At 37.5% G+C, this 22,256-nt stretch carries 21 protein-coding genes and 1 tRNA gene; 4 read left to right on the top strand and 18 right to left on the bottom strand.

The window, feature by feature from the left end; all coding sequences use genetic code 11:
* Nucleotides 1-5: 5 nt before the first annotated feature.
* Nucleotides 6-1,280 carry a histidine--tRNA ligase gene (gene hisS, locus IV81_RS04925; RefSeq protein WP_057802734.1) on the bottom strand — a complete coding sequence of 425 codons (1,275 nt, stop codon included), beginning with the start codon at nucleotides 1,278-1,280 and terminating at the stop codon, nucleotides 6-8.
* A gap of 344 nt (nucleotides 1,281-1,624) precedes the next feature.
* On the opposite strand from hisS, the gene IV81_RS04920 reads away from it, so the two are divergent.
* Nucleotides 1,625-2,497, top strand: a complete 873-nt coding sequence (locus IV81_RS04920) for an N-acetylmuramoyl-L-alanine amidase family protein (RefSeq protein WP_057802733.1) — start codon at nucleotides 1,625-1,627, stop codon at nucleotides 2,495-2,497.
* Here IV81_RS04920 and IV81_RS04915 read toward each other — a convergent pair.
* The 10 genes from IV81_RS04915 to IV81_RS04870 all read right to left on the bottom strand — a co-directional run bounded on the left by IV81_RS04915 (nucleotide 2,475) and on the right by IV81_RS04870 (nucleotide 11,486).
* Complete coding sequence (locus tag IV81_RS04915) at nucleotides 2,475-3,101, bottom strand: HAD-IA family hydrolase (RefSeq protein WP_057802732.1); 627 nt, start codon at nucleotides 3,099-3,101, stop codon at nucleotides 2,475-2,477. The genes IV81_RS04920 and IV81_RS04915 overlap by 23 nt on opposite strands.
* Before the next feature lie 55 nt (nucleotides 3,102-3,156).
* On the bottom strand, nucleotides 3,157-3,606 hold the full coding sequence (dtd, locus tag IV81_RS04910; protein ID WP_057802731.1) for a D-aminoacyl-tRNA deacylase: 450 nt from the start codon (nucleotides 3,604-3,606) through the stop codon (nucleotides 3,157-3,159).
* Nucleotides 3,607-3,625: 19 nt separating this feature from the next.
* Complete coding sequence (locus tag IV81_RS04905; protein ID WP_057802730.1) at nucleotides 3,626-5,857, bottom strand: RelA/SpoT family protein; 2,232 nt, start codon at nucleotides 5,855-5,857, stop codon at nucleotides 3,626-3,628.
* 108 nt (nucleotides 5,858-5,965) lie between these two features.
* Nucleotides 5,966-6,295, bottom strand: a complete 330-nt coding sequence (locus IV81_RS04900) for a hypothetical protein (protein ID WP_057802729.1) — start codon at nucleotides 6,293-6,295, stop codon at nucleotides 5,966-5,968.
* Nucleotides 6,296-6,309: 14 nt separating this feature from the next.
* Nucleotides 6,310-7,047 (bottom strand): 16S rRNA (uracil(1498)-N(3))-methyltransferase, encoded by a 738-nt coding sequence (locus tag IV81_RS04895; protein ID WP_057802728.1) that lies wholly within the window; start codon nucleotides 7,045-7,047, stop codon nucleotides 6,310-6,312.
* A gap of 6 nt (nucleotides 7,048-7,053) precedes the next feature.
* Nucleotides 7,054-8,001, bottom strand: a complete 948-nt coding sequence (gene prmA, locus IV81_RS04890) for a 50S ribosomal protein L11 methyltransferase (protein WP_057802727.1) — start codon at nucleotides 7,999-8,001, stop codon at nucleotides 7,054-7,056.
* A gap of 73 nt (nucleotides 8,002-8,074) precedes the next feature.
* Complete coding sequence (locus IV81_RS04885) at nucleotides 8,075-9,367, bottom strand: uracil-xanthine permease family protein (RefSeq protein ID WP_057802726.1); 1,293 nt, start codon at nucleotides 9,365-9,367, stop codon at nucleotides 8,075-8,077.
* 196 nt (nucleotides 9,368-9,563) lie between these two features.
* Nucleotides 9,564-9,896: a hypothetical protein gene (locus IV81_RS04880; protein WP_057802743.1), complete on the bottom strand. Its 333-nt coding sequence runs from the start codon at nucleotides 9,894-9,896 to the stop codon at nucleotides 9,564-9,566.
* Between the two features lie 229 nt (nucleotides 9,897-10,125).
* Nucleotides 10,126-10,746 carry a flavin reductase family protein gene (locus IV81_RS04875; RefSeq protein ID WP_057802725.1) on the bottom strand — a complete coding sequence of 207 codons (621 nt, stop codon included), beginning with the start codon at nucleotides 10,744-10,746 and terminating at the stop codon, nucleotides 10,126-10,128.
* A 2-nt stretch (nucleotides 10,747-10,748) separates the two neighbouring features.
* Nucleotides 10,749-11,486: a gamma-glutamyl-gamma-aminobutyrate hydrolase family protein gene (locus IV81_RS04870; RefSeq protein ID WP_057802724.1), complete on the bottom strand. Its 738-nt coding sequence runs from the start codon at nucleotides 11,484-11,486 to the stop codon at nucleotides 10,749-10,751.
* A 529-nt stretch (nucleotides 11,487-12,015) separates the two neighbouring features.
* On the opposite strand from IV81_RS04870, the gene IV81_RS04865 reads away from it, so the two are divergent.
* Nucleotides 12,016-12,579, top strand: a complete 564-nt coding sequence (locus IV81_RS04865; RefSeq protein WP_057802723.1) for a DUF4352 domain-containing protein — start codon at nucleotides 12,016-12,018, stop codon at nucleotides 12,577-12,579.
* Nucleotides 12,580-12,963: 384 nt separating this feature from the next.
* Nucleotides 12,964-13,620, top strand: a complete 657-nt coding sequence (locus tag IV81_RS04860; RefSeq protein WP_057802722.1) for a hypothetical protein — start codon at nucleotides 12,964-12,966, stop codon at nucleotides 13,618-13,620.
* Nucleotides 13,621-13,855: 235 nt separating this feature from the next.
* Here IV81_RS04860 and IV81_RS04855 read toward each other — a convergent pair.
* From IV81_RS04855 to rnz, 5 genes are all read right to left on the bottom strand, one after another.
* Nucleotides 13,856-13,943 (bottom strand) — tRNA-Ser (locus IV81_RS04855).
* An 83-nt stretch (nucleotides 13,944-14,026) separates the two neighbouring features.
* Nucleotides 14,027-14,545: an adenine phosphoribosyltransferase gene (locus tag IV81_RS04850; protein ID WP_057802721.1), complete on the bottom strand. Its 519-nt coding sequence runs from the start codon at nucleotides 14,543-14,545 to the stop codon at nucleotides 14,027-14,029.
* Nucleotides 14,546-14,565: 20 nt separating this feature from the next.
* Nucleotides 14,566-16,866 carry a single-stranded-DNA-specific exonuclease RecJ gene (gene recJ / locus IV81_RS04845; RefSeq protein WP_236696827.1) on the bottom strand — a complete coding sequence of 767 codons (2,301 nt, stop codon included), beginning with the start codon at nucleotides 16,864-16,866 and terminating at the stop codon, nucleotides 14,566-14,568.
* A gap of 11 nt (nucleotides 16,867-16,877) precedes the next feature.
* The gene (locus IV81_RS04840; RefSeq protein ID WP_057802720.1) at nucleotides 16,878-17,663 is read right to left on the bottom strand and encodes an SDR family NAD(P)-dependent oxidoreductase; all 786 of its coding nucleotides are present in this window, start codon (nucleotides 17,661-17,663) and stop codon (nucleotides 16,878-16,880) included.
* A 14-nt stretch (nucleotides 17,664-17,677) separates the two neighbouring features.
* A complete protein-coding gene (rnz, locus tag IV81_RS04835; RefSeq protein ID WP_057802719.1) occupies nucleotides 17,678-18,601 on the bottom strand; it encodes a ribonuclease Z in 924 nt (307 codons plus the stop codon).
* 120 nt (nucleotides 18,602-18,721) lie between these two features.
* Between rnz and IV81_RS04830 the strand changes: the two genes are divergently transcribed.
* Nucleotides 18,722-19,018, top strand: coding sequence for a hypothetical protein (locus IV81_RS04830; protein ID WP_057802718.1), 297 nt, complete (start codon nucleotides 18,722-18,724; stop codon nucleotides 19,016-19,018).
* 70 nt (nucleotides 19,019-19,088) lie between these two features.
* Here the strand turns inward: IV81_RS04830 and obgE are convergent, their stop codons facing one another.
* Together obgE and uvrC are read right to left on the bottom strand one after the other, a co-directional pair.
* On the bottom strand, nucleotides 19,089-20,378 hold the full coding sequence (obgE, locus tag IV81_RS04825) for a GTPase ObgE (protein WP_057802717.1): 1,290 nt from the start codon (nucleotides 20,376-20,378) through the stop codon (nucleotides 19,089-19,091).
* Nucleotides 20,379-20,429: 51 nt separating this feature from the next.
* On the bottom strand, nucleotides 20,430-22,214 hold the full coding sequence (gene uvrC / locus IV81_RS04820) for an excinuclease ABC subunit UvrC (RefSeq protein WP_057802716.1): 1,785 nt from the start codon (nucleotides 22,212-22,214) through the stop codon (nucleotides 20,430-20,432).
* Nucleotides 22,215-22,256: the final 42 nt, after the last annotated feature.

Genomic DNA, 22,256 nt, shown 5'->3' with positions numbered 1-22,256 from the left:
CCCTCTTATTTAAGTAAATCTTTTAAAGTACGAATTTCTTTTAGTGCAATTGTTTGTTCGTCACCAGTCATCATGTTTTTTAGTTTGAAAACATGATCATTCATTTCTGATTCACCAACGGTTACCACAAATTTAGCGTTTAACTTATCGGCCGACTTGAATTGTGCCTTGGGTTTACGATCCAGATAATCTTGTTCTGTTGCGAATCCCATTTGACGTAGTTCATGCACAATTTTAAGTGTTTCATTTTGAACTGCATCACCAATCCCAACAACGTAAAAATCTAATTGCTTAGTCTGTAACATGTCTTGCGTTTCTTCATTTAGTAAAAGAAGCAAGCGCTCGACTCCTAAACCAAAACCAACCCCAGGTACTTCTGGGCCGCCCAGTTCTTCAACCAAACCATTATAGCGACCACCGGCACAAATTGTTACTTCTCCTTTGCCCAGTGGTGAATTTGCAACCATAATTTCAAAAATAGTGTGATTATAATAATCCAGCCCACGAACCATAGTCGAATCCACGATATATTCAATTCCGAGCGCTTCTAGTTGGTTTTTAACGCTCTCGAAGTGTTCTCTAGCGTTATCAGTTAGATAATCCAGAATTTCGGGTGCGTCTGCGACAAATTTTTGATCATTTTTATCCTTGCTATCTAAGACGCGCAATGGATTTTTATGTAAGCGTTCTTTAGAATCATCACTTAACTCATCATAGTGAGGTTCTAAATAATCAATTAGCGCCTGACGGTAATTATCACGGCTTTCTTTATCACCAAGTGTATTGATAACAAGTTTCAGTCCCGTTACCTTAACTTTTTTCAGAAAATCCATGGCCATGGCAATCGTTTCTACATCCATTTTAGGACTTACGCTCCCAAATGCTTCCACTCCAATTTGATGAAATTCGCGTAAACGTCCTGATTGTGGGCGTTCATAACGAAACATTGGACCCATATAGTATACTTTAACCGGTTTTTGATGTTCTGGACCATATAGTTTATTTTCAACAAAGGCCCGAACTACCCCAGCCGTTCCTTCGGGGCGTAATGCAATGTGTCGACCACCCTTGTCGTCAAAATCATACATTTCTTTGGTCACAATGTCTGACGTGTCTCCAGCGCTTCGTGAAAAAACTTCAAAACTTTCAAAAATGGGTGTCCTAATTTCATCGTAGTTATATAATGCAAATGTTTCCCGTGCATTTTTTTCAACAAACTGCCACTCGTTTGAATATGGTGGTAAGATATCGGCCGTTCCTTTTGGCTTTTGATATTTCATTTTCATTCACCTCAAATTTTTTTAAAGAAAATAATAAAAGACGCCCTTGCATTAACAAGGGCGTCTTTACGCGGTACCACCTTAGATTTTATACTCTACAGCACGTTTAAAGGGTGCCAACCAATCTCCGAGGTGTCTTCAATACGACCCATGTACTCTTTTTCATCAACCGAGTTCTCTGAAACATGTAATCAATATTTAATAGTCCTTTTCACCGATTTATATTAACTTTAGTATAAAAGTACTAAAAAAAATTCAATTAGTCAAGGCTGATTCTTCACAAAAATCCCCCATTATCTTTGATATAATGATTAACAGATATAAATAAATAAGTGAGATTAAATATGAATAAAGAAATTATTTTAAATTTTATTAAAAGAAATGTAATTCAAATTATTATTTCAATAGCATTTATAATTATTGCAGTTGCCTTGGTCACGCCGCTTTTTAATTCCAAAAAAGTTTATGTTGGTTTAGACCAAGTAGCCATTCGTTCATCAGCTAGTCGAACTTCTAAGAAGATTGGTGTTCTTGATCAATACCAAAGCGTCAGCGTTTTATCAGAAACAAATAACTGGTATCGCATTCGATATGATGATTCTAAAATTGGTTGGATTCCCTCGTGGATCACAAATCGATCATTTGCCAAGGGACAAAAGCAGACCCCACTTTCCGAATCGATTATCGTTATCGATCCCGGACATGGCGGGACGGACTCCGGAGCTCTAGGAATCGATCAGTCACATGAGGAGAAAAATTACACTTTAAAGACCTCTAAAGCGATCGAAACTAAATTAGATCAAGCCGGAGCAAAAGTTATCATGACCCGTAATAATGACAGTTTTGTGGATCTTGCTCCTCGTCCTCAAATTGCTAATAAGTCTAACGCAGATGCATTTATCAGTATTCATTATGATTCTTCGAACACAAACAACTCGGGTACCGGAGATACTACATATTATTACCATGACAATGGTTCCATTCAGTTGGCCCAAGCCATTAATAAGCAGCTGATTAACTATATACCGCTCTACAATCGAGGAGTTAAATTTGCCAATTATCAAGTTTTAAGGGACAACAAGCGTCCGGCAATTTTGATTGAAGGTGGATATATCAATACTGACTCTGATTTCAAGGTTCTTTCAAGTTCATCTTATCCTAAAAAAGTTTCAACGGCCGTCTATAAGGGTCTAACTAATTTTTTAACAAATAATTAGTGATTTCTAAAAATGTGGTTGCTTCAAACTCCGGATGACTGCTTACTTCAATTATTTGATCTGGATCAAAGAGGATTCCTTTAATACCAGCATTATGTGCGGCATCGATATCTAAGTTTCGATCGCCAATCATATATGCTGTTTTTTTATCAACATCATTACGTCGAATTAAATAATCGAGTGATGCTGGGTCTGGTTTCCGAGGGAATGTCATGTCCCCAGTCACAAAATCCGTGAATAACTCCTTCAGTCGAAATTGATCTAATAGTTCAATTGCCGCTTGATTACGGTGCGTCAATAAATAATTGCGGCCGCCGGTCTGTTTTACTCTCGATAATAATTCATCGACATACGCGAACGGTCGACTTTTTACGAGGATTTCAGACTCATGGTGGCGGAAAGCCTTTTCTACAATTACCTGGTCGACTCCATTTTCTTTTGAAAAAATTTTCAAAGCGTGCCCTAAGGAACCCTGACGCATTTGCCTGTACACTTGTTTTTCGTCAACTCTGACGTCAAATGTTGAAGCCATGGTGGCAAAAGCTTCAACCATTGCTGGGTATGTATCAAAAAGTGTTCCATCAAAATCATAAAAAATGTCCATTTATGTATTCCTCCATAATAAAAAAGCCGAGAATTAACCATCTCGACTCAAATTTTTATTCCTTATTTTGCGTATCTAAAAGAATCGTGACCGGTCCGTCATTAATTAATTCAACCTGCATATCCGCACCAAACTTGCCTGTTTGAACATTCAACCCTGCCTTCTGAACACTACTATTAAATTCATCAAATAATTCAGAAGCTCGTGCAGGGTTACCAGACTTGGTAAAACTAGGACGATTTCCTTTTTTGGTTGAAGCAAACAATGTGAATTGTGAAATTGACAGAATTGATCCCTCAACATCTTTGACAGAAAGATTCATTTTACCATCCGCATCTTCAAAAATCCGCATATTCACAATTTTGTGAGTTGCGTATTCAATGTCTGCAGACGTATCGTCATCATTAAATGCGACCAGGAGCATCAAACCCTGTTCAATACTTCCACTGGTCTCATTTGAAACTGAGACACTTGCTCGTGACACCCGTTGGATAACAACTTTCATAACAATTAGACCTCCGTTATTAATGCGTTGGACGTTTAACCACGTAGACGTCCTTCACGTTTTTAAGACTATCCATAACTCTTTCCAAATGAGCTAAGTTACGGACTCCAACAGTCATACTGATAACGACCATTCGATTATGATCTAATTTTCCGTTGACAGATGATAGTGTTCGAGTAGAGTTATTAACCGATTTTAATACATCATTAAGCATGCCGTTTCGATTATACCCTTGAACTTCAAGATCAGCTGAGTAATTTCCAGTTTCATCATCGGGATTTTCCCAACTAACTGAAATAATTCGTTCGCCTTGTTCCTCGGCATGTCGGACGTTAGGACATTCCGTTCGATGTACAGATACTCCACGACCTTTGGTAATATAACCAACAATCTCATCACCAGGAACAGGATTACAGCAATGGCTTAAGCGTACCAGTAAGTTATCTGCACCCTCGATGATAATTCCTTCCGAAGATGACTTCTTTTTCTTATTCCGGTTTTTGTTTTCATTTGAGATGGTTTCGTGGCTTTCCAAAAGTTGTTTTTGGGCCTCTCGTTGACGGTCTTCTTCAGCCTGTTTTCTGACATCCTTAGTTAAACGATTAGCCACCCCCACGGGCGCCAAATCTCCAAAACCAACCGCCGCAAGTAAATCGTCGACTTGTGAAAAGTTCAATTTATCTGCGATCACTTTTAAATGTGGTTCATCCATTAAAACTGCAGGATCATACCCCGTTTGTTCCAATTGTCGGGTTAAAATATCGCGACCCTTATCCACATTTTCCTCGTGATCTTCTTGACGGAAAAATTGCTTAATTTTATTTCGTGCTCGTCGCGTTGAAACGAGTTTTACCCAGTCTCGGCTAGGTCCGACGGAGCTTTTTGAGGTTAAAATTTCCACAATATCACCATTTTTGATGGTGTAGTCAAGTGGAACAATTTTTCCATTTACCTTTGCCCCAGTCGCGTGGTTCCCAACCTCGGTGTGAATTGTATAGGCTAAATCAAGCGGTCCGGCTCCCTTTGGCAACTCATAAACATCACCTTTTGGAGTGAAAGCATAAACTCGATCCCCAAACAAATCACCCTTGACGCCTTCCATAAAGTCGGAAGCATCATTACTCTCATCCTGAAGTTCAACAATTTCTTTAAACCAATTCAACTTTGCATCAGTGGAATTTTGTGACAGTTCATCAGTAATACCTTCTTTGTAGGCCCAATGTGCTGCAACACCATATTCTGCGACCCGATGCATTTCTTCGGTTCTAATCTGAATTTCAAGTGGTCGCCCTTCCGGACCAACAACCGTTGTGTGTAATGATTGGTACATATTAGCCTTTGGCATCGCAATATAATCTTTGAAACGACCGGGGATTGGTTTCCATTTAGCATGAATGGCGCCTAAAACGGCATAACAGTCCCGAACCGAATCCGTAATTACACGAATCGCTAATAAATCGTAAATTTGGCTAAATTGCTTATGCTGATCAACCATTTTGCGATAAACAGAGTAAATGTGTTTTGGTCGACCATAAATTTCGGTGTGTTCCAGCTGTAAATCTTTAATAGCACTTTTTAATTCGGTAATTGCTGAATTAATATATCCCTCTCGTTGATTACGCCGTGAATTCATGAGATGAACAATTCGATAATACTGTTGCGGATTCAAATATCTCAGTGAAATATCTTCTAGCTCCCACTTAATCGTACTAATTCCCAAACGTTCAGCTAACGGCGCATATATCTCTAAAGTTTCATTTGAAATGCGACGCTGTTTATCCGGTCGTAAATGTTGTAGTGTTCGCATGTTGTGTAAACGATCGGCTAATTTAACAATGATTACCCGAATATCACGCGACATTGCTAACAATAACTTTCGATGATTTTCAGCTAATTGTTCCTGATTTGACTTATACTTAATTTTACTAATTTTTGATACACCATCAACGATTACGGCAACATCTTTGCCAAATAGTTCCTCAATGTCACCGAGTGTGATCAACGTATCTTCCACTGTGTCATGTAAAAATCCAGCGGATACTGTTTCCGGGTCCATTTTTAGGTTAGCTAAAATGCCGGCTACTTGGATCGGATGCATAATGTAAGGCTCGCCGGATTGCCGATACTGATCCTTATGGACATAAGACGCAAAGTCACATGCCTTTTGCACAAATGCAATGTGTTGATCATTCATATATTGACGACACATGTTCATAACATCATTTGCTGATAGTACTGGTTCTTTGGACATTAAAATCACCACCAACCTTTAAATACAATAAAAGCACGAAATCAAATGACTACGTGCTTAACTTTTATTAAATTTAAGTATACTTTTATTACAACTTAATTGCAATATTTAGCTGTTTGAGAGGTTATATGACAATAACTCGATACAAAAATAAACAATCGTAAAGTAATATGAATATCTTGGTAGGATGATGATTGCCCCAATCAAAAACAAAATTGGAAAAACAAATAAAAACAAAAAGTGTAGTCCATTTGATTTGATTAGATTACCAAAAGCATAACTGGCTAAAACATTAAAAACAATTAATAACCACAACACAATCATTACCGATGGTGTGTGACATAATTTTAAGATAATCGGTAATACCACTCCAATTAAAAATGCAAACAAAATATAACGCCAATGGGCTGAAAGAGCCATCACATTTAACTTTTTCATAATCATTTTCTCCACTATCTTAATTCAAATTGGTATGACAATGTTGCCATTACATACATTGGTGCCGTCTCGGCACGCAGAATTCTGGGACCGAGTCCAGCTAGGGTAAAACCACTTTGGGCGAATTTATCAACTTCTTCTTTAGAGAAACCGCCCTCTGGTCCAAAAACAGCTACTAATCGATCGCCTGGTGCAAGATTCGAAATAACTTTCTTAAAATTTGATTGTTCTCCTTGCTTAGCCGATTCTTCATAGGCAACCAAACGGTCATCAAAATCCATTTCAAGGAGTTGACTTTCTTCAACAATCTCAACGGTTGGAATCATTTGTCGATGCGCTTGTTCGGCGGCACTTTTAGCAACTTCCCCCAGTCGCTTTAACTTGCGTGCAGTTTTTGACTTAGCCCACTTAGCAACCGAATATCGTGACTCAAAAAACAAAAAATGTTGAGCGCCCAGTTCCGTCGCTCGTTTGATAATTTGTTCATTTTTATCACCTTTTGAAATTCCACAAGCGATGGTTACTTCAATTGGTAATTCGACAGCTTTGGTAATATCTTTAGTTGCCGTCAAAATTGTATTCGTCTGAATGTCAACAACCTTAGCTAAAAAAACGTGTCTTTTTGAATCAACGATTTCAACTTCATCCCCAATTGAGGAACGCAGCACTTTCACTAAATGATGCGAATCGTCAGAAGCCATCTGAAATTCATCATTGACGGTCAACGGGTGATCAATAAAATATCTTTGCATAACTTTTTAATCCTCTCGCCGATTGGTGGCAATGACCCCGCGCCATTCACCATAATATAAAACTTCCTCAACTTTAAGCCCATTTTCCTGAACGGTCTGTAAAATCAAATCAAGTTTATCATCAATAATTCCAGACATAATTAAGTATCCGTTTTGATTCAATAAATTTTTAGATTGCGGAATTAGCGGTACCAGTACTTCTGATAGAATATTTGCAACGATAACATCAACTGAACGACTAATCCCTTTTAATAAGTCATTTGGTCGCACAAGAATATCCTTTGCAATCGGATTTAAATCAAAATTTTCTTGGGCGGATTGTACTGCTACATCATCGACATCAAAGGCCTCCACCTCTTTTGCACCAAAATGCTTAGCTGCAATGCTTAAAACGCCGGATCCGGTTCCAACATCATACACACTTTCCTGACCTCGTAAATACAGTTCCAATGCTTGTAGACAAAGCCTGGTCGTCGGATGGGTTCCAGTTCCGAAAGCCATTCCAGGATCCAAACTGATAACTTTTTCATCCTGATCAACCGGTTTATAGTCACTCCAACTGGGCTTAACGGTTAAATATCGAGTGAGACGCACCGGATGGTAGTACTTTTTCCAAGCCGTCGCCCAATTATCATCTTGAACTGCGACCGTTGTCACACTTGCTTCACCAATATCGAGTCCGAAAGACTTTAATTCTTGAACTTTATTTTTTAATTCAGTGACAAGGGCTTTAATATCTGTCGAGTCGGGATAATATGCAGAAATAATGGCTCCTTCTGTAATATGTGGAATATCTTTTAATTCAAACAATTCACTTGGATTGCTCGCACGATAGTTTTCAAAATCTAAGGCGTCCTCAATTTTTACACCAACGGCACCGAGGCCGTCGAAAATGCTGCTTATTGCTTCGACGGCCTCGTTGGTTGTTTTAACGTTTACTTCGGTCCATTCCATGTGAAATCAGCTCCTATAAATATCTCATGTTAGATACTATGATACCATTTCAACGAAATTTTCGAAAAGTAAATTATTTTTCACTTAAAGCTTGTTGTGGGAGAATCAAGTTTAGAGCCACTCCCAACACGGTTGCCACGGCTAGTCCCGAAAAACTTAAGTTTCCAACATTGAAACTAGCATTACCAATTCCAATCACAAGAATTGATGCAGCAATCATTAAATTTCTTTTCTTATTAAAATCAACTTTTTCATCAATTAAAATTCTTAATCCATTAGCGGCAATTGTTCCAAATAGTAAAAAGCTAATTCCACCAATTACTGGGCTGGGAATGCTTTGGATCAGTGCGCTTAATTTACCAACGAAACTGAAGATAATGGCACTAACAGCTGCACCCATTAGAACGTAGACACTGTGAACTCTAGTCACAGCTAACACACCGATATTTTCACCATAACTCGTAACTGGCGGTCCTCCAATGAATCCGGCTACAATGGAAGCTAGTCCATCACCCGAAAGAGTTCGATGAAGTCCCGGATCTTTAAAGAAGTTACGATGCGTCAGAGTGTTTAAAACCATTATATGTCCCGTATGCTCGGTCATCGTAACAAACGCCAACGGCATCATACTAAGAACCGCACCGATATTAAAATGTAACTTATAATTTATAAATGGAATTTCAAATGCCGGAGCGGTTAGCCATTTGGCCTGCTCAACGCCTGATAGATCGACCACTCCCATCATTAATGCAAACAAATACCCCACTATTAGACCAAGTAGGATTGGAATTAAACTAATAAATCCTTTAAGGTACATGTTAAAAGCAATTGTTACTAGCAACGTAACCAATGCAATCATAAAGTATTTAATATCATAAACACTAGATTTACCAACTGTACGCATCGTGGCATCTGTGGCTGCCGTACCGGCTAAAGAAAGACCTATCACCATGATTATTGGTCCCACCACAATCGGTGGTAAAATTTTATCCAGCCAATCTGATCCCAATTGACTAATAACCAAAGCCACAACTAGGTAAACAACCCCAACTGAAATTGTTCCTTGAGCGATCCCTTCGTACCCTGTCGTTTTCATCAGCGCCATCATTGGAACGATGAATGTAAAACTTGATCCCATGTACGCGGGAATTTTAGCTTGGGTAATCAATATGTATAGTAACGTTCCCACCCCTGAACTAAATAATGCAATTCCGGGGTTTAACCCAACTAGGATTGGAACCAAAACCGTTGATCCAAACATCGCAAACATATGCTGGATGGACAACCCTAATAAATGCGGGAACGTCGGTTTATCATGAATATCCAATATTGCTTCTGGATTACGGTATTCCTCATGCTTTGACATAAATTTCGCACTCCTTTTCATAAATAAAAGCCTCTCAGATCGAATGTGATCCAAGAGGCTTCAGTAATCCCAGTTTTTTCGTTTATAAAACGAAATCTATACCGAACAATGAGCCTTTTGGCCTCACGGGACCAGCTTAAGGTTTCTTTAACTAATAATGATACTCATTATATTTAAGACCGTCAACAGTTTTATTTTACTTTTTGGTCTTCTTCGAATGATGCTTGCGACGACGTGTGATATTTGTCACGCCGTCTTCTTCGGTTAGATGTTTCTTTAAATATGTTAATAAATCACTTTCACGATGAAAAATTCGAGGGTGCTTTTGTTTATGCAAGCGTAAATCAATTTCATTAATTTTAATTCGTCCAGTCCACGTATGCGTATAATTAATGATAATTCGATTATTTAGTTCATCCTTGCCAAATTTAAAAACATAAACACTCTCTGGTGTCATCATTGGTCGAATATATTTTTTACTATATTGGAGCTGGTTACTCCTTAAAAATTGTTTTGTTTTTTTTAAAATCTTCAATCACCTCGACTTATTCAATCTATTAATTCCGCTATGTATGATTATTAATTCTATCCCATTCAATCATAAAAGTAAAATTAATTGACGCCGATTTAACAGTTATTATCTATCTTTTTAAACCCGTTAAAAAGTCCACAAAAAATGGTTATCGGTAACGGATTAAATTTCTTTAAATGCAATAATAATTCTTTTTTTATCTAAAATTCCTATTACATAAATAACGTTACAGTGGTCGCTTCATTGAAAAACTTTCACCAAGAGTGGCATAGTTAGGTCCCGCGATCCGAGCAAGTGGATTTAATTGTTTAATATTAACGTGTAAACTTTCTTTATCCAATATCTTTTCGTCGAAATAAAAATCAGTTATACGCATAACCAATAAATCCGTCATAATTCGAGCTTCTTCATCTTTAATTGGGAAATGGTCATACAGTTTTGTTTCAAATCTAACCTTCGGCTCCACCATAGCCGGAACTTCAATAGTATTACTTTTAATCAATGACAAATTGATCAAATCCAGCTCACTTTGATCTTTTTCTAACGTAGCTGCCGTTTGATTCATCGGTTGTGCCAGCTCCTCACCGACTAGATGAATCACCGCTTCCTTACGATCTATCACGTTTTGAGCGGTATCTTTAGGTTGTTCGTCGGCTTTTCTTCCGATAGCTAACGTGACTAGAGGAATTGAAGTTGGCATTGTTGAAAAATAGCTAAAAGGTGCAACATTTAAAATGTCCTTTCTTGATAAGGTATTGACCCAGGCAATTGGTCTAGGAACCAAGCTTCCTGAAATTAGTTTGTAATTTTCGGCCGGCGTCAAACTGTCGCTCTTTAAATGAATCATAATTAACTTGTCTCCGTAAAATTTTTTTGTAAAAAGATTTTGAATAACTGTAGCATTCGAGCATCACTTCTTTGCTGCATTTCTGGATGCCATTGATAAGCCGTGATCTTTTGGCTGTCATTTTTAAAAGCTTCAACAACCCCATCAGCGGCAACTGCCGTTATGGTTAATCCCTTACCGATCTTTTTTATCGCTTGATGATGTAACGAATTCACTTTAGTCGAATTTCCTAAAACTGATTGTAATTCTTCATCAACTATTTTAATCATATGACTAGGAATCTCGTTTTTTATCGCAAGTCGAGTTTGATCGTGCTCAATGCGAACTTTGCCTTTAATTAGTGACTCATCTTGATAAAGTGTTCCGCCAAAATAAACATTTACTAATTGTGCACCTCGGCAGATAGCAAATATCGGCTTTTTTTGTTGAATAGCAATTTCAATTACTTTTAATTCAAAGCTGTCCCTCGATGCTGAGGTCACCCCCAACAAATCACTTTCAGGTTCTCCATAAAGTTTAGGTTGAACATCTTGTCCTCCTGGTAAAATCAATCCATCAACCTGGGACAAATACTGAGTTGCATCTCCGGGATCCGTAATTGGAATTAATATCGGTAACGCCCCTGACTCAATAACTGCGGCTACATTTCCCTGCATCGTATACGTTAACTCTTCATTAGCAAATGCCGGCTCTTTCTTTAAAAAACGATTTGCAACAATTCCTATCCTAACTTTCTTCATACTCAACGCCTCACTCATGCTTTGCTATTTTTATCGTTCCGGCTATTATAGTATGTATTTTTGAAAAAAGCACTCGGAAACGATTTAAAGAGGCGTTGGATTACGCTCTATTTTATGATCTTGCCGCTTCTAATAAAAATGTGACCTAAATTAAAGGCAAGTTACCATGTACATTCATTATATTAAATTTTTTAGTTTGCAGATAAAACTAAAAATATTAATGCGGTTAAAATTATTTTACCCTTTTAGTACTCGAAAAATTTGTGCCATAAATCCATTGATCAAGACGATTTAGCGTACATAACTTGTAAGAATAAATAATTTTCACAAACTACTTAATAATTTGGTACGTATATTGATATAATGTTAAGATAACATTCATTTAATTCAGCGATTCAAACCCCTTTTAATTTTGTTTTTTGGTTTAAACATTCGGATACACGAATGAATACATTGTTAAAAGCATTTACCCTACGACCAAACTCTGATCGTCGTTAAAAGCTGTACATATATTTTGGAGGAATTATTTATGAGTAAGAAAATCAAAGATGAGAACGGAAATGTTTACGTTCAGAAAAAACCGTTCTACAAACGTGTTTGGTTTTGGATTTTAGCAATTATTGTAGTTATTGGTGTTGGTGGAGCCATCGGCGGAGGTACAGATGATAATGGCGGTACAAAGGTCAGCTCTTCTAAAACAAGTAGTAAAAAAGCCACGCCTAAGTATTATAAGCTTGGTGATACTGTTAAAGTTGGAGACGTAACATACACACTTAAGTCTGTTGAAACAACTCAAGAGCGTAACGAGTTCGAGGATGAAAAACCGGCTAACGTCATTAAAGTTGTGTATCATGTTAAAAATAATAGCGATGATGATTTGCCTGTAGGCGCTGATTTAGATGCTTATGATGCAGATAACAATAAAATGAAGACTTATCCTGTCGATGGTGTGACCATGGACGCCGTTGCAGCTGGAAAAGAAATGGATGTCACAGAAGGATTTGGATTGAAAAAGTTAGGAAAAGTTGAACTACAATTTGCTCCACTTGTTTCAATCAAAAAAGCGGCTAAATTTCAGATTGATGTAAAGTAATTCAATATACATTTGAAGGAGTTATCCATGTTTAATTTTTCAGTTAGTATATTACTCCTTCAGATTTAAATTCATGTAAAAATAGATTCACGTTTTAATAAGGCCAAAATTCCTAATGTTGTTTTTTGATATATTCCACCGGGTGTTGTTAGAAACAGTACCTGGTTAAAAAACGTTTTGGACGTTGGAATCGATTCAAAATTTAGGGTTTGGCCTTTACTTATTGCCTTCATTTATTTTAATGATATCCGTACCAGACTTAAAACGTCCTGCAGCAAAAGAAAATAATTTATTATTACTCTCGTTCGTCTTGGCAACAAGATTAATACGACCAAACTTATCTGATCGTCGTTAAAAGCTGTACATATATTGGAGGAATTATTTATGGAAACTTTCTTAGCTTTTACATTTTTGGGAGGATTAATCGTACTACTAGTTGGAGCAATTATATTCTTTATTGATTATGCCCAAAAAAGAGAGAAGAAAAAATCATTAACTATTGTTGTAGTCGGCATGGCTTTGACCGTCCTATCTTTTGGCGGTGAGGCATTAATAATTCAACACAACACTAAAGTCGCTCAAGTGCGAAAAGATGAACTGCTGGTAGAGAAAAAGAAGAAGGATAAAAAGTTTAAAAATACCGCATCAGATTTGCTGGCTAAATACTACGTCATATGGGGAGATTCAGAAGATTTAGGCAATTCCGTTAATAAAGACTGGGAAAACGCCATTGACGATGATCCTGAAGGTTTTGATGTTGAAAAAACTATTGATGATATCGAGAATAAGAACGATGATAAAATCACCGCAATTAATGATGGCATAGATGAATTAGATACATATTTAGATATACTAAAGAAAAATGACACTGGAAGGTATAACTATAAAGACTTTGAAAAAGCCAACGATAATATATCCACTTTATCAGATTTGGTAACCTCTCCCTCTGGAAGTTATTCGAGTTTCGGAACTAAATTTTCAGATGATGATGATGCAGTATCTAAAAGTTTCGATGATATACAAAAAATTGTTGAGCAATGATTAGTAATTAATAGTCATCCTATCTCACCTCAGTACCAAGGTAGAGTTCGTCACTGTGGTTTAGTGGTTGTTTCCAAAATAGAAATAACCATAAAAAGCACATTCTCATCCCCGACCAAAGTTTTGAGAGGTGCTAACCCAATAAAAATAGCCTAACACCTTGATACGACAGGTGTTAGGCTGTTTTTATAACTAAGTTGCGTTTTTCATATTACCTTCTAATAACATACAAATAAGGAGAGTACAGGATTTGAACCTGCGCGCCGGTATTAGCCGGTTCGCCGGATTTCGAGTCCGGTGCATTACCACTCTGCCAACTCTCCATAACAGAATAATTTTAGCAAAAAAAATTACATAATGCAATATTAACCGTAATTTCATCGCAAAATTATTGTGCAAATTTAACTTAGTATTCCATTAGTCGCAGCATATCATAGTCTTTAATTTTTTCGCGACCATTTAAATCTTTTAGTTCAATTAAGAAGGCCGTCCCTACAACAATTCCTCCCAGCTGTTCTACCAAACGAATCGTTGCGGCAATTGTTCCCCCAGTCGCCAATAAATCGTCTGTAACAAGTACCTTTTGGCCAGGTTTAATGGCATCCTTTTGTAGATATAGTGCAGATTCGCCATATTCTAAATCATACGTTGCTTTAACCGTTTCACGAGGTAATTTACCTTTTTTTCTGGCCGGTGCAAAACCTACCCCTAACGCATAAGCGACTGGACATCCAACGATAAATCCACGTGCTTCAGGTCCTACAATCATCTCAACGCCCTTATCTCTTGCAAACTTAATAATTTCATCGGTTGCTTGATGATAAGCCTCACCATCCCCCATTAGAGGTGAAATATCTCGAAAAGTAACACCCTTTTCTGGAAAATCTTGGATACTTGCAACATAGTCACGTAAATCTAATGCCATTTCACGACACTCCTTTGTTATCAAACATTAATCAGTTGCTCCAGGATGGCCGAAAGCTCATTGCCATTACTATAAAGTAACTTCTCCTGGGTTTTAATTAATTCTTCTCGCTTCTTATATGCTGGTGCCTCATCCAATTGATGTTGTTGCACATCACTATTCACAAAAAGAAGTCCGTTTTCTATTTTAACAAAATTCAACTCAAAAAACACTTTAATCATAAAGTTGACTTTTTCTTGATTGATTTTCAATTCACTACCTAATTTTTTTACCGCTTCTTGGCTTAGTTTCTGCGTTGAAATGAGAGCAAAAACTTGCTTGAACTCGGTTCTAGACGGCATCCCGTCCGCATAAAAGTCGATTTGGTGAAAAAAATATGCAACAATTTGCTGCGGTTGATTGAATTTAATTACCCGGCTTAATTCTTCAAAGTTTGAAGGACAATCCACCAACGTAATCGCATCGTTTTTCTTTATGTCATCTGAATCAAATAGATACAAATTCCGGTCAATATCCTGATTTTTGATTAACTGCATCAACTTTTGGTTAAAAAATACGTATTGAGTATCTTTTTCGAAGAGATTTTTGTTTAAATTTGATGTTCGCTTATCAATCACCTGTAGTCCTTTGATTTTGATATCATCTGCCATAAATTGAAGAGAAACATTTCCTCGCCACTCATTCGTATTAACCGTCCCTGCAATACTTATCGGGTTTGAAATATTGTTTAAAATGTCCGTTATTTCGCCCCGCTTAAATGCTATTGCGTTAATGGTTTCCGCACCATCAGCAACGGTAAATTTTAGATGGGAGGAATCTTTTCCAATCGCTTTTGCTTCTTTAACACGAACTTCTTCCAATTCAAACCTCGGAATCGGATTGTTGGTGCCAAAGGGGCCAATCGTTTTAATTTCCTCAACTAACTCTTTTGAAAAATCACTAATTTGAGCTTTTACATCGATTAAAAATTCGGGTTGATCTCTAAAATTAAGCTTATTTTCTAATGCGGCCTTTTCGAGCTGATTTTCTAATATCACTAGTTCATCGCCCTTGATTGTGATTCCGATCGCCATGTGATGCCCACCAAAGGCAATAAATTGTTCTCGCACGGGATTAATAGCTTGAAATAGATTCAATTTTTGAACACTCCGCCCGGAACCCTTATAGACTTCGTTATGCTCCTGATCACTTAAAACAATTGTAGGCTTATTTGTTAGTTCAACAATTCGACTTGCGACGATTCCCAAAACACCTTGATGCCAATCGTGTCCAATAATCACAAGCGTTTGGCTTTTGGCATGATCTTGATCTTTAGCAATCTTTACGGCAGAATCAAAAATTGCACTAACCAATCCTTGTCGTTCAGAATTAACATCATTAATTTTTTTAGCAAGTTGTGTCGCTCGATCTTCGTCAAAGGTTATAAGCAATTCGACCGCCTGATTGGCATCTCCTAAACGTCCAATGGCATTAATTCTAGGCGCAATCGTAAAACCAATATCCTGTTCATCAAAGTGGACCGGATCGACACCAGAAATATCAATTAATTTTTGTAATCCAATTCTTTGAGTTTCTGGAATTAAATTAAGCCCCGCTTTAACCAGGAAGCGATTTTCATCAGTCATTGACACAAGATCGGCAACAGTTCCAATTGCGTATAAGTCCAAAAACTCTTCAGGAATTTCTTCTAAAAGCGCTGTTGCAACCTTAAACGCCACTCCAACCCCAGATAAGTCACCAAACGGATAATCTCCTTGTGGATGGCGTGGATGAACGATTGCGAACGCATGAGGTAACTCTGCTGGTAATTCATGGTGATCAGTAACGATCACGTCAACCCCATTCTCCTGGGCATAGTCAATTGCTACGTTTCCAGCGACACCGTTATCAACGGTTACAATAACTTGCACGCCTTCACCAATAAAGTGTTGATACTCTTCCAGATTAGGCCCATAACCATCTTTAAACCGATCTGGAATAAAATATTGAACGTTTGCACCAAGCTGATCTAATGTTTCAAACATAATGGTTGTGCTTGTTACTCCATCGGCATCATAATCACCATAAATCAAAATCTTTTCATCATTTTCAATTGCCTTAAAAATCCGATCAACCGCTGTTTGCATGTCGTGAAGTAAAAACGGGTCGTGAATAATTTGAGGATCATCATTAATAAAATTTAAAATTTCATCTGCCGATTTCATGCCACGAGCAACCAATATTTTAACTAAAACCGGGTTTATTTTTGTTTCAGTAGCAAGCTCCTCGATATCCACGTCAGATGTATCTTTAATTTTCCAATTATACCTGTTATCTTTCATTAACTACTCCGTTATTTTCGATTTATTAATGGGCTATTAACAATTTGATCACCCAATTTAGGAAAAAGGGTATATAGAATTGATCCAATTGCCATAATTTTCGGTACGTTGATTTCTCGAATATTTTGATCTACAGCTTTGACCGACAACGCGGCTACCTTTTCTGAACTTATAATAAATTGTTGAATTCCTTTTAAGTACTTACCGCTAGGATCCGCAATATTAAAGAAGTTTGTATCCATTGGGCCTGGATTAATAGTATGAACATTAACGTTTCGATCTTTAAGCTCCAACCGAAGCGCGTTTGAAAAACCAACAACCCCGAATTTTGCTCCGGCATAGGTTGTGGTTTTTGAAGTGGCTATTTTCCCCGCAATTGAAGCAATATTTATAATATCCGCCGCTTGTCCAACATGGTCCAGCATTAACGGTAACATGAGCCGCGTAAATTTGATCATGCCCGTTAAATCCGTTGCAAATGTTCGATTAATTTGTTCAAAACTTTGATTCAATAATTCTTCAAAATAACCCAATCCTGCATTATTTACGAGTAAATCAACCGATTTCAAATGTGAGGTAATCCAGGCCCCCGTTTCATATATTTCTTCATCCTGGGTTAAATCGCACATTAAACAGTAGACGCGTTTGGCTCCTTTTGAAAAGCACTCTCTGGCAGTCTGGTTTAGCCTTTTAGAATTTCTACCAATCAAAACAATGTTATCGTACCGAGTGCTATTTAGAATTGCAACTTTACGTCCCAATCCACTTCCCGCACCAGTAATTACAGCGGTTGTCATCATCATCACTCCTTCTAAGGTAATGGAATATCAACTATGTCAAAATCTCGAACAACTTTTGTTTGTGGAAATATTTCACGCGCCTCTTTTTCAAGTTGATGCTCCAACTTTCCCGTGTAACGCGCCGAAATATGAGTTAGTAATAACTGCTTAGCATGAGACTTCCTAGCGATTCGGGCGGCTTGAACATTAGTAGAATGATAATAATTTCGCGCAAGATTGCCCTCCTGCTTTCCAAAAGTACTTTCGTGAACTAAAGCATCTGCGTCTTTAGCTAATATCTCAATGTTATTTGTTTGCCGTGTATCACCGAGTATTGTAACTACTCGGCCAGGCTGTGGCCGGCCGATGAAATCTTTACCTTCGATAATCGTCCCATCCGCAAGGGTAACTTGTTTGCCTTGTTTAATTTCGCCATAAATTGGGCCCGATGGAATTGCTAATTCCTTTAACTTTTCGACTAGTAGTTCTCCTGGATGGTCTTTTTCGCTCACCCGAAATCCGTAACTTTTAATTCGATGATCAAGTTCTTTCGCTTTTACAATGTAATTTTCATTTTCAAAAATTATACCATCTTTAATGTCGATAAAGTTTATCCGATATGATAATTTAGTTTCTGAGACACGTAAGGAAGTCATCACGAAATCCTTAATGCCTGTTGGACCATAAATCGTCAATTCCGAGTTTCCGCCTTGGTTAGAACGGCTACTTAAAAAACCAGGCAATCCAAATATATGGTCACCATGTAAGTGGCTAATAAAGATTTTATCAATCTTTCTCGGCTTAATATTTGTTTTAAGAATTTGGTGTTGCGTTGCCTCACCGCAATCAAAAAGCCATATTTCATTGGTCTCATCTAACAGTTTTAATGCTACGCTAGTAACATTCCGGAACTTACCTGGGCTACCTGCTCCAGTTCCTAAAAATTCAAGTTGCATATTTCCACCTATAATTATATCCTAGCAATTAATTCACACCGGCTTTTATTGTACCACTAGCGCTAGTTTTAATTCTAAGATATCCTTGTTTGTATACATATTCATTGAGAAGGTGATCCTTTGAACCTAAAAAATTTTATAAAATCAACAGCAGAACTTGATCCAAGCCTAATTTTAAAAGGCGATCAGGATCAAGTTAGTTTTATTTCAAAAATTTTGGTTGACTCAGAAAACCAAATTATTTTATTGACTTTGTCATTAACAAAGCCCACTTCTCCATTAAGACTTTTTGATTTACGAAAGCAAACCTCCAGTGCACCCTCTGGATTTAAATTTTATCTTTTTAATCCTCAAAAACAGCAAAAGACCTACACTTTCGGTTACTACCTTCGTGATCAATATTTAGTCATTAAGTAAAAAAATCAGTGATTATCCAGAATCATATTGATGAATCATTTTTCTGATCATATCACTGACTTTTATTCAATTATTCAACAAATTCAAACACAAAATCTAAGATTTGAACGCTGTCTCCATTTTTAGCACCTAGTCGGCGGAGTTCATCATCAATTCCCATTCCGCGCATCTGGCGTGCAAAGCGAAGTAAACTTTCGTCATGCGTGGTGTCCGTCATCTTAAATAATTTTTCAATTTTTTCACCGCTGATTACCCAAACATCATCAACATTTTCGATGCTGAATTCCTTATCAGTATTAAACTCATAAGTTTTTTCGGTTTCCTCATCCATAGCAACCAATGAATGTTGCGGAATTTCTTCTAAAACGTCTACCGTTCTGGAAATTAGTTTTTCTAGCCCATTATGCGTAATTGACGAAATTGGGAAAATTTCAAAATTTGCATAACGGTCGTCTGCAGAAACTTTCTTTTCAAACTCCTCAAGTTGTTCCTTTGAACCTGGTAAATCCATTTTAGTTGGCACAATGATTTGACGCCGTTCCATTAATTCAGGATTATATTTTTTTAATTCTTCATTAATCTGAATAAAGTTTGTAAACGGATCTTCTTCTGTTAATCCACTCATGTCCACTAAATGGAGTAATACTCGTGTTCTTTCCACATGTCGAAGAAATTCAAATCCCAATCCAACACCTTGTGAGGCTCCCTCAATCAATCCTGGAATATCAGCAATAACAAAATCGCGTCCATCATCAAGCTGAACCATTCCAAGGTTAGGAACTAGCGTTGTGAAGTGATATTCTGCGATTTTAGGTTTTGCACTAGTAACAACTGAAAGCAGTGTTGACTTCCCGACAGAGGGGAATCCTAACAATCCAACGTCTGCTAACACTTTAAGCTCTAATTGCAGCTCTACTTCTTCTCCAGGCTCACCATTTTCTGAAATTTCGGGCGCTGGGTTACGTGGACTAGCAAAACGCATATTACCGCGGCCGCCACGACCACCTTTAGCAACAATTAGTTCTTGATTATTATCGGTCAAATCCCCGATCACTCTACCCGTAGTTAGATTACGGACAATTGTCCCTCCCGGAACTGCAATCACTAAATCTTGTGAACTTCGACCTGTCATTTGCTTATTCATTCCATTTTTACCAGAATCTGCTTTAAACTTATGACGATATCTAAAGTCCATTAAAGTTCTGAGACCCGGATCAACCCGTAATACTACGTTACCACCGTGTCCGCCATCACCGCCGGCAGGACCACCATTTGGCACGTATTTTTCACGACGAAAGGCAACAATTCCATTTCCGCCATTTCCGGCCTTTACATTAATTTTAACCTGATCTACAAACATTATTTTCTCCTACATTTTATCTACTTTTATGTTTACCATTGTAAGTTTACCTTATTTTCCATGCACAGATAAGGAAACTTTGATCGTTTTTGCAACTTTTTCGGGAACCCCCGCTTTGATGATTTCTTCAACGCTTGCATCACGAATTTTGTTTAAAGACCCGAAAGATTTTAATAACTTGTTTCTGGTTTTAGGACCCACACCTTGAATTAAATCGAGTTGAGAAGCCAATGAATTTTTGGCATGTAACTGTCGATGAAATGTAATCGCAAAGCGGTGAACCTCGTCTTGAATCCTTTGGACCAGATAAAAGCCTTGACTTTTAGGGTCCAATTGAACCCGTTGATCCTGACTACCAAAAACTAAATCCGAGGTCTTATGCTTATCATTCTTGACCATTCCAGCAACTGGAATATGCAGACCTAACTCGTTAACTAATACGTCACGAGCTGCATTCAACTGAATATCCCCACCGTCCATTAAAATTAAATCCGGAAGCGATTGTTTCTCCTTTAACAGTCTAACATATCGTCTTCGAATAACTTCTCTTGTACTGGCGGCTTCATCGGCGTGATCAACGGTATTCAACTTAAATTTTCGGTACATTTTTTTATCTGGCTTACCATCCGTAAAAACAACCATAGCAGAAACCAAATCTGCTCCTTGAATATGTGAATGATCAAATGCTTCGATTCGATGTCCTTCGGGGATTCCAAGCGCGTCAGTTATTTCCTTCATTGCCCCAATGGTCTTTCCTTCATCCAATTCCATTAATCGGAATTTTTCTTCAAGCGTAATTTGGGCATTTTCTTTTGCCAATTCCAACAAATTACGTTTTTCACCACGCAATGGTGTTCGAACCGGAATGCCCAAAATTTCTGAAATAACTTTATTATCCAATCCTTTGGGTACCAATATTTCGTTTGGCAGTACTTTATTTTTATTATTGTAAAATTGTAAAATAAATGAAGATAATTCATCCACAGCATCTGTTGCAATTGGAAACAATCTCTTTTCACGTTTCATTAATCGCGATTGACGAATAAAAAAGATTTGGATTGAAAGCCAACCCTTATCTAAATAAAAATTAAAAAGGTCACGAGGTGTACTATCATTAGAAATAATTTTCTGCTTTTCAACCGTCACTTCGATGTAATGAATTTGATCTCGGATATCCGCCGCGCGTTCAAATTCCATCTCATTTGATGCCTTTTGCATCTTTTCTTGTAAAGTCTTCTTAACTTTAGAAACATTACCACGTAAGAAAGATTTAATTTTAACAATTTGACGATCGTACTCCTCTTTAGGAACGTCCCTAAAACAAGGACCTAAACATTGCCCCATATGATAATAAAGACATGGGCGTCCCTGGTATCCGTTACAACGGCGTAAGGGATAAACTTTTTCAAGGAAATGGAGGGTTTCTTCCGCAGCATAGACGTTCGGATACGGTCCAAAATAAAAACCCCCATCCCGTCGAACGCTGGATACAATTTCCATCTTAGGATCTTTTTCGTTAGTAATTTTAATATAAGGATACCCTGTACCCTTTTTTAACTTAATATTATAGTAAGGCTGAAATTTCTGGATTAAAGTAATTTCGAGTAAAAAAGCTTCCTTATCACTAGAAGTCACAATGTAATCAAAATCAGCAATTTCACTCACCAATTTGGCCGTTTTACCTTCGTGGCTGCTCTTAAAGTACGAACGGACACGATTTTTTAAGTTTTTGGCTTTTCCAACATAAATAATCTGACTGTTCAAATTTTTCATTTGATAGCAGCCAGGCTTATCTGGTAACAACGCTAATTTATGTTCAATATGTTCCGATGCCAAACCAAGCCCCTCCTAGTTTACATAATACCTCAATCCATTATA

Source organism: Pediococcus stilesii, assembly GCF_001437075.1.
In the GTDB taxonomy this organism is placed as follows: domain Bacteria; phylum Bacillota; class Bacilli; order Lactobacillales; family Lactobacillaceae; genus Pediococcus; species Pediococcus stilesii.
The sequence above is the reverse complement of the archived record's forward strand: the minus strand, read 5'-3'. Positions and strand labels throughout refer to the sequence as shown.

Bases quoted from the DNA above. Each gene is read 5' to 3' on its own strand.
- hisS (WP_057802734.1), bottom strand. From the start codon at position 1,280: ATGAAATATCAAAAGCCAAAAGGAACGGCCGATATCTTACCACCATAT.
- IV81_RS04865 (WP_057802723.1), top strand. From the start codon at position 12,016: ATGAGTAAGAAAATCAAAGATGAGAACGGAAATGTTTACGTTCAGAAA.
- IV81_RS04920 (WP_057802733.1), top strand. From the start codon at position 1,625: ATGAATAAAGAAATTATTTTAAATTTTATTAAAAGAAATGTAATTCAA.
- IV81_RS04850 (WP_057802721.1), bottom strand. From the start codon at position 14,545: ATGGCATTAGATTTACGTGACTATGTTGCAAGTATCCAAGATTTTCCA.
- rnz (WP_057802719.1), bottom strand. From the start codon at position 18,601: ATGCAACTTGAATTTTTAGGAACTGGAGCAGGTAGCCCAGGTAAGTTC.
- prmA (WP_057802727.1), bottom strand. From the start codon at position 8,001: ATGGAATGGACCGAAGTAAACGTTAAAACAACCAACGAGGCCGTCGAA.
- IV81_RS04870 (WP_057802724.1), bottom strand. From the start codon at position 11,486: ATGAAGAAAGTTAGGATAGGAATTGTTGCAAATCGTTTTTTAAAGAAA.
- IV81_RS04915 (WP_057802732.1), bottom strand. From the start codon at position 3,101: ATGGACATTTTTTATGATTTTGATGGAACACTTTTTGATACATACCCA.
- IV81_RS04875 (WP_057802725.1), bottom strand. From the start codon at position 10,746: ATGATTCATTTAAAGAGCGACAGTTTGACGCCGGCCGAAAATTACAAA.
- IV81_RS04885 (WP_057802726.1), bottom strand. From the start codon at position 9,367: ATGTCAAAGCATGAGGAATACCGTAATCCAGAAGCAATATTGGATATT.
- recJ (WP_236696827.1), bottom strand. From the start codon at position 16,866: ATGAAAGATAACAGGTATAATTGGAAAATTAAAGATACATCTGACGTG.
- dtd (WP_057802731.1), bottom strand. From the start codon at position 3,606: ATGAAAGTTGTTATCCAACGGGTGTCACGAGCAAGTGTCTCAGTTTCA.
- IV81_RS04900 (WP_057802729.1), bottom strand. From the start codon at position 6,295: ATGAAAAAGTTAAATGTGATGGCTCTTTCAGCCCATTGGCGTTATATT.
- obgE (WP_057802717.1), bottom strand. From the start codon at position 20,378: ATGTTTGTAGATCAGGTTAAAATTAATGTAAAGGCCGGAAATGGCGGA.
- IV81_RS04860 (WP_057802722.1), top strand. From the start codon at position 12,964: ATGGAAACTTTCTTAGCTTTTACATTTTTGGGAGGATTAATCGTACTA.
- IV81_RS04895 (WP_057802728.1), bottom strand. From the start codon at position 7,047: ATGCAAAGATATTTTATTGATCACCCGTTGACCGTCAATGATGAATTT.
- IV81_RS04840 (WP_057802720.1), bottom strand. From the start codon at position 17,663: ATGACAACCGCTGTAATTACTGGTGCGGGAAGTGGATTGGGACGTAAA.
- IV81_RS04905 (WP_057802730.1), bottom strand. From the start codon at position 5,857: ATGTCCAAAGAACCAGTACTATCAGCAAATGATGTTATGAACATGTGT.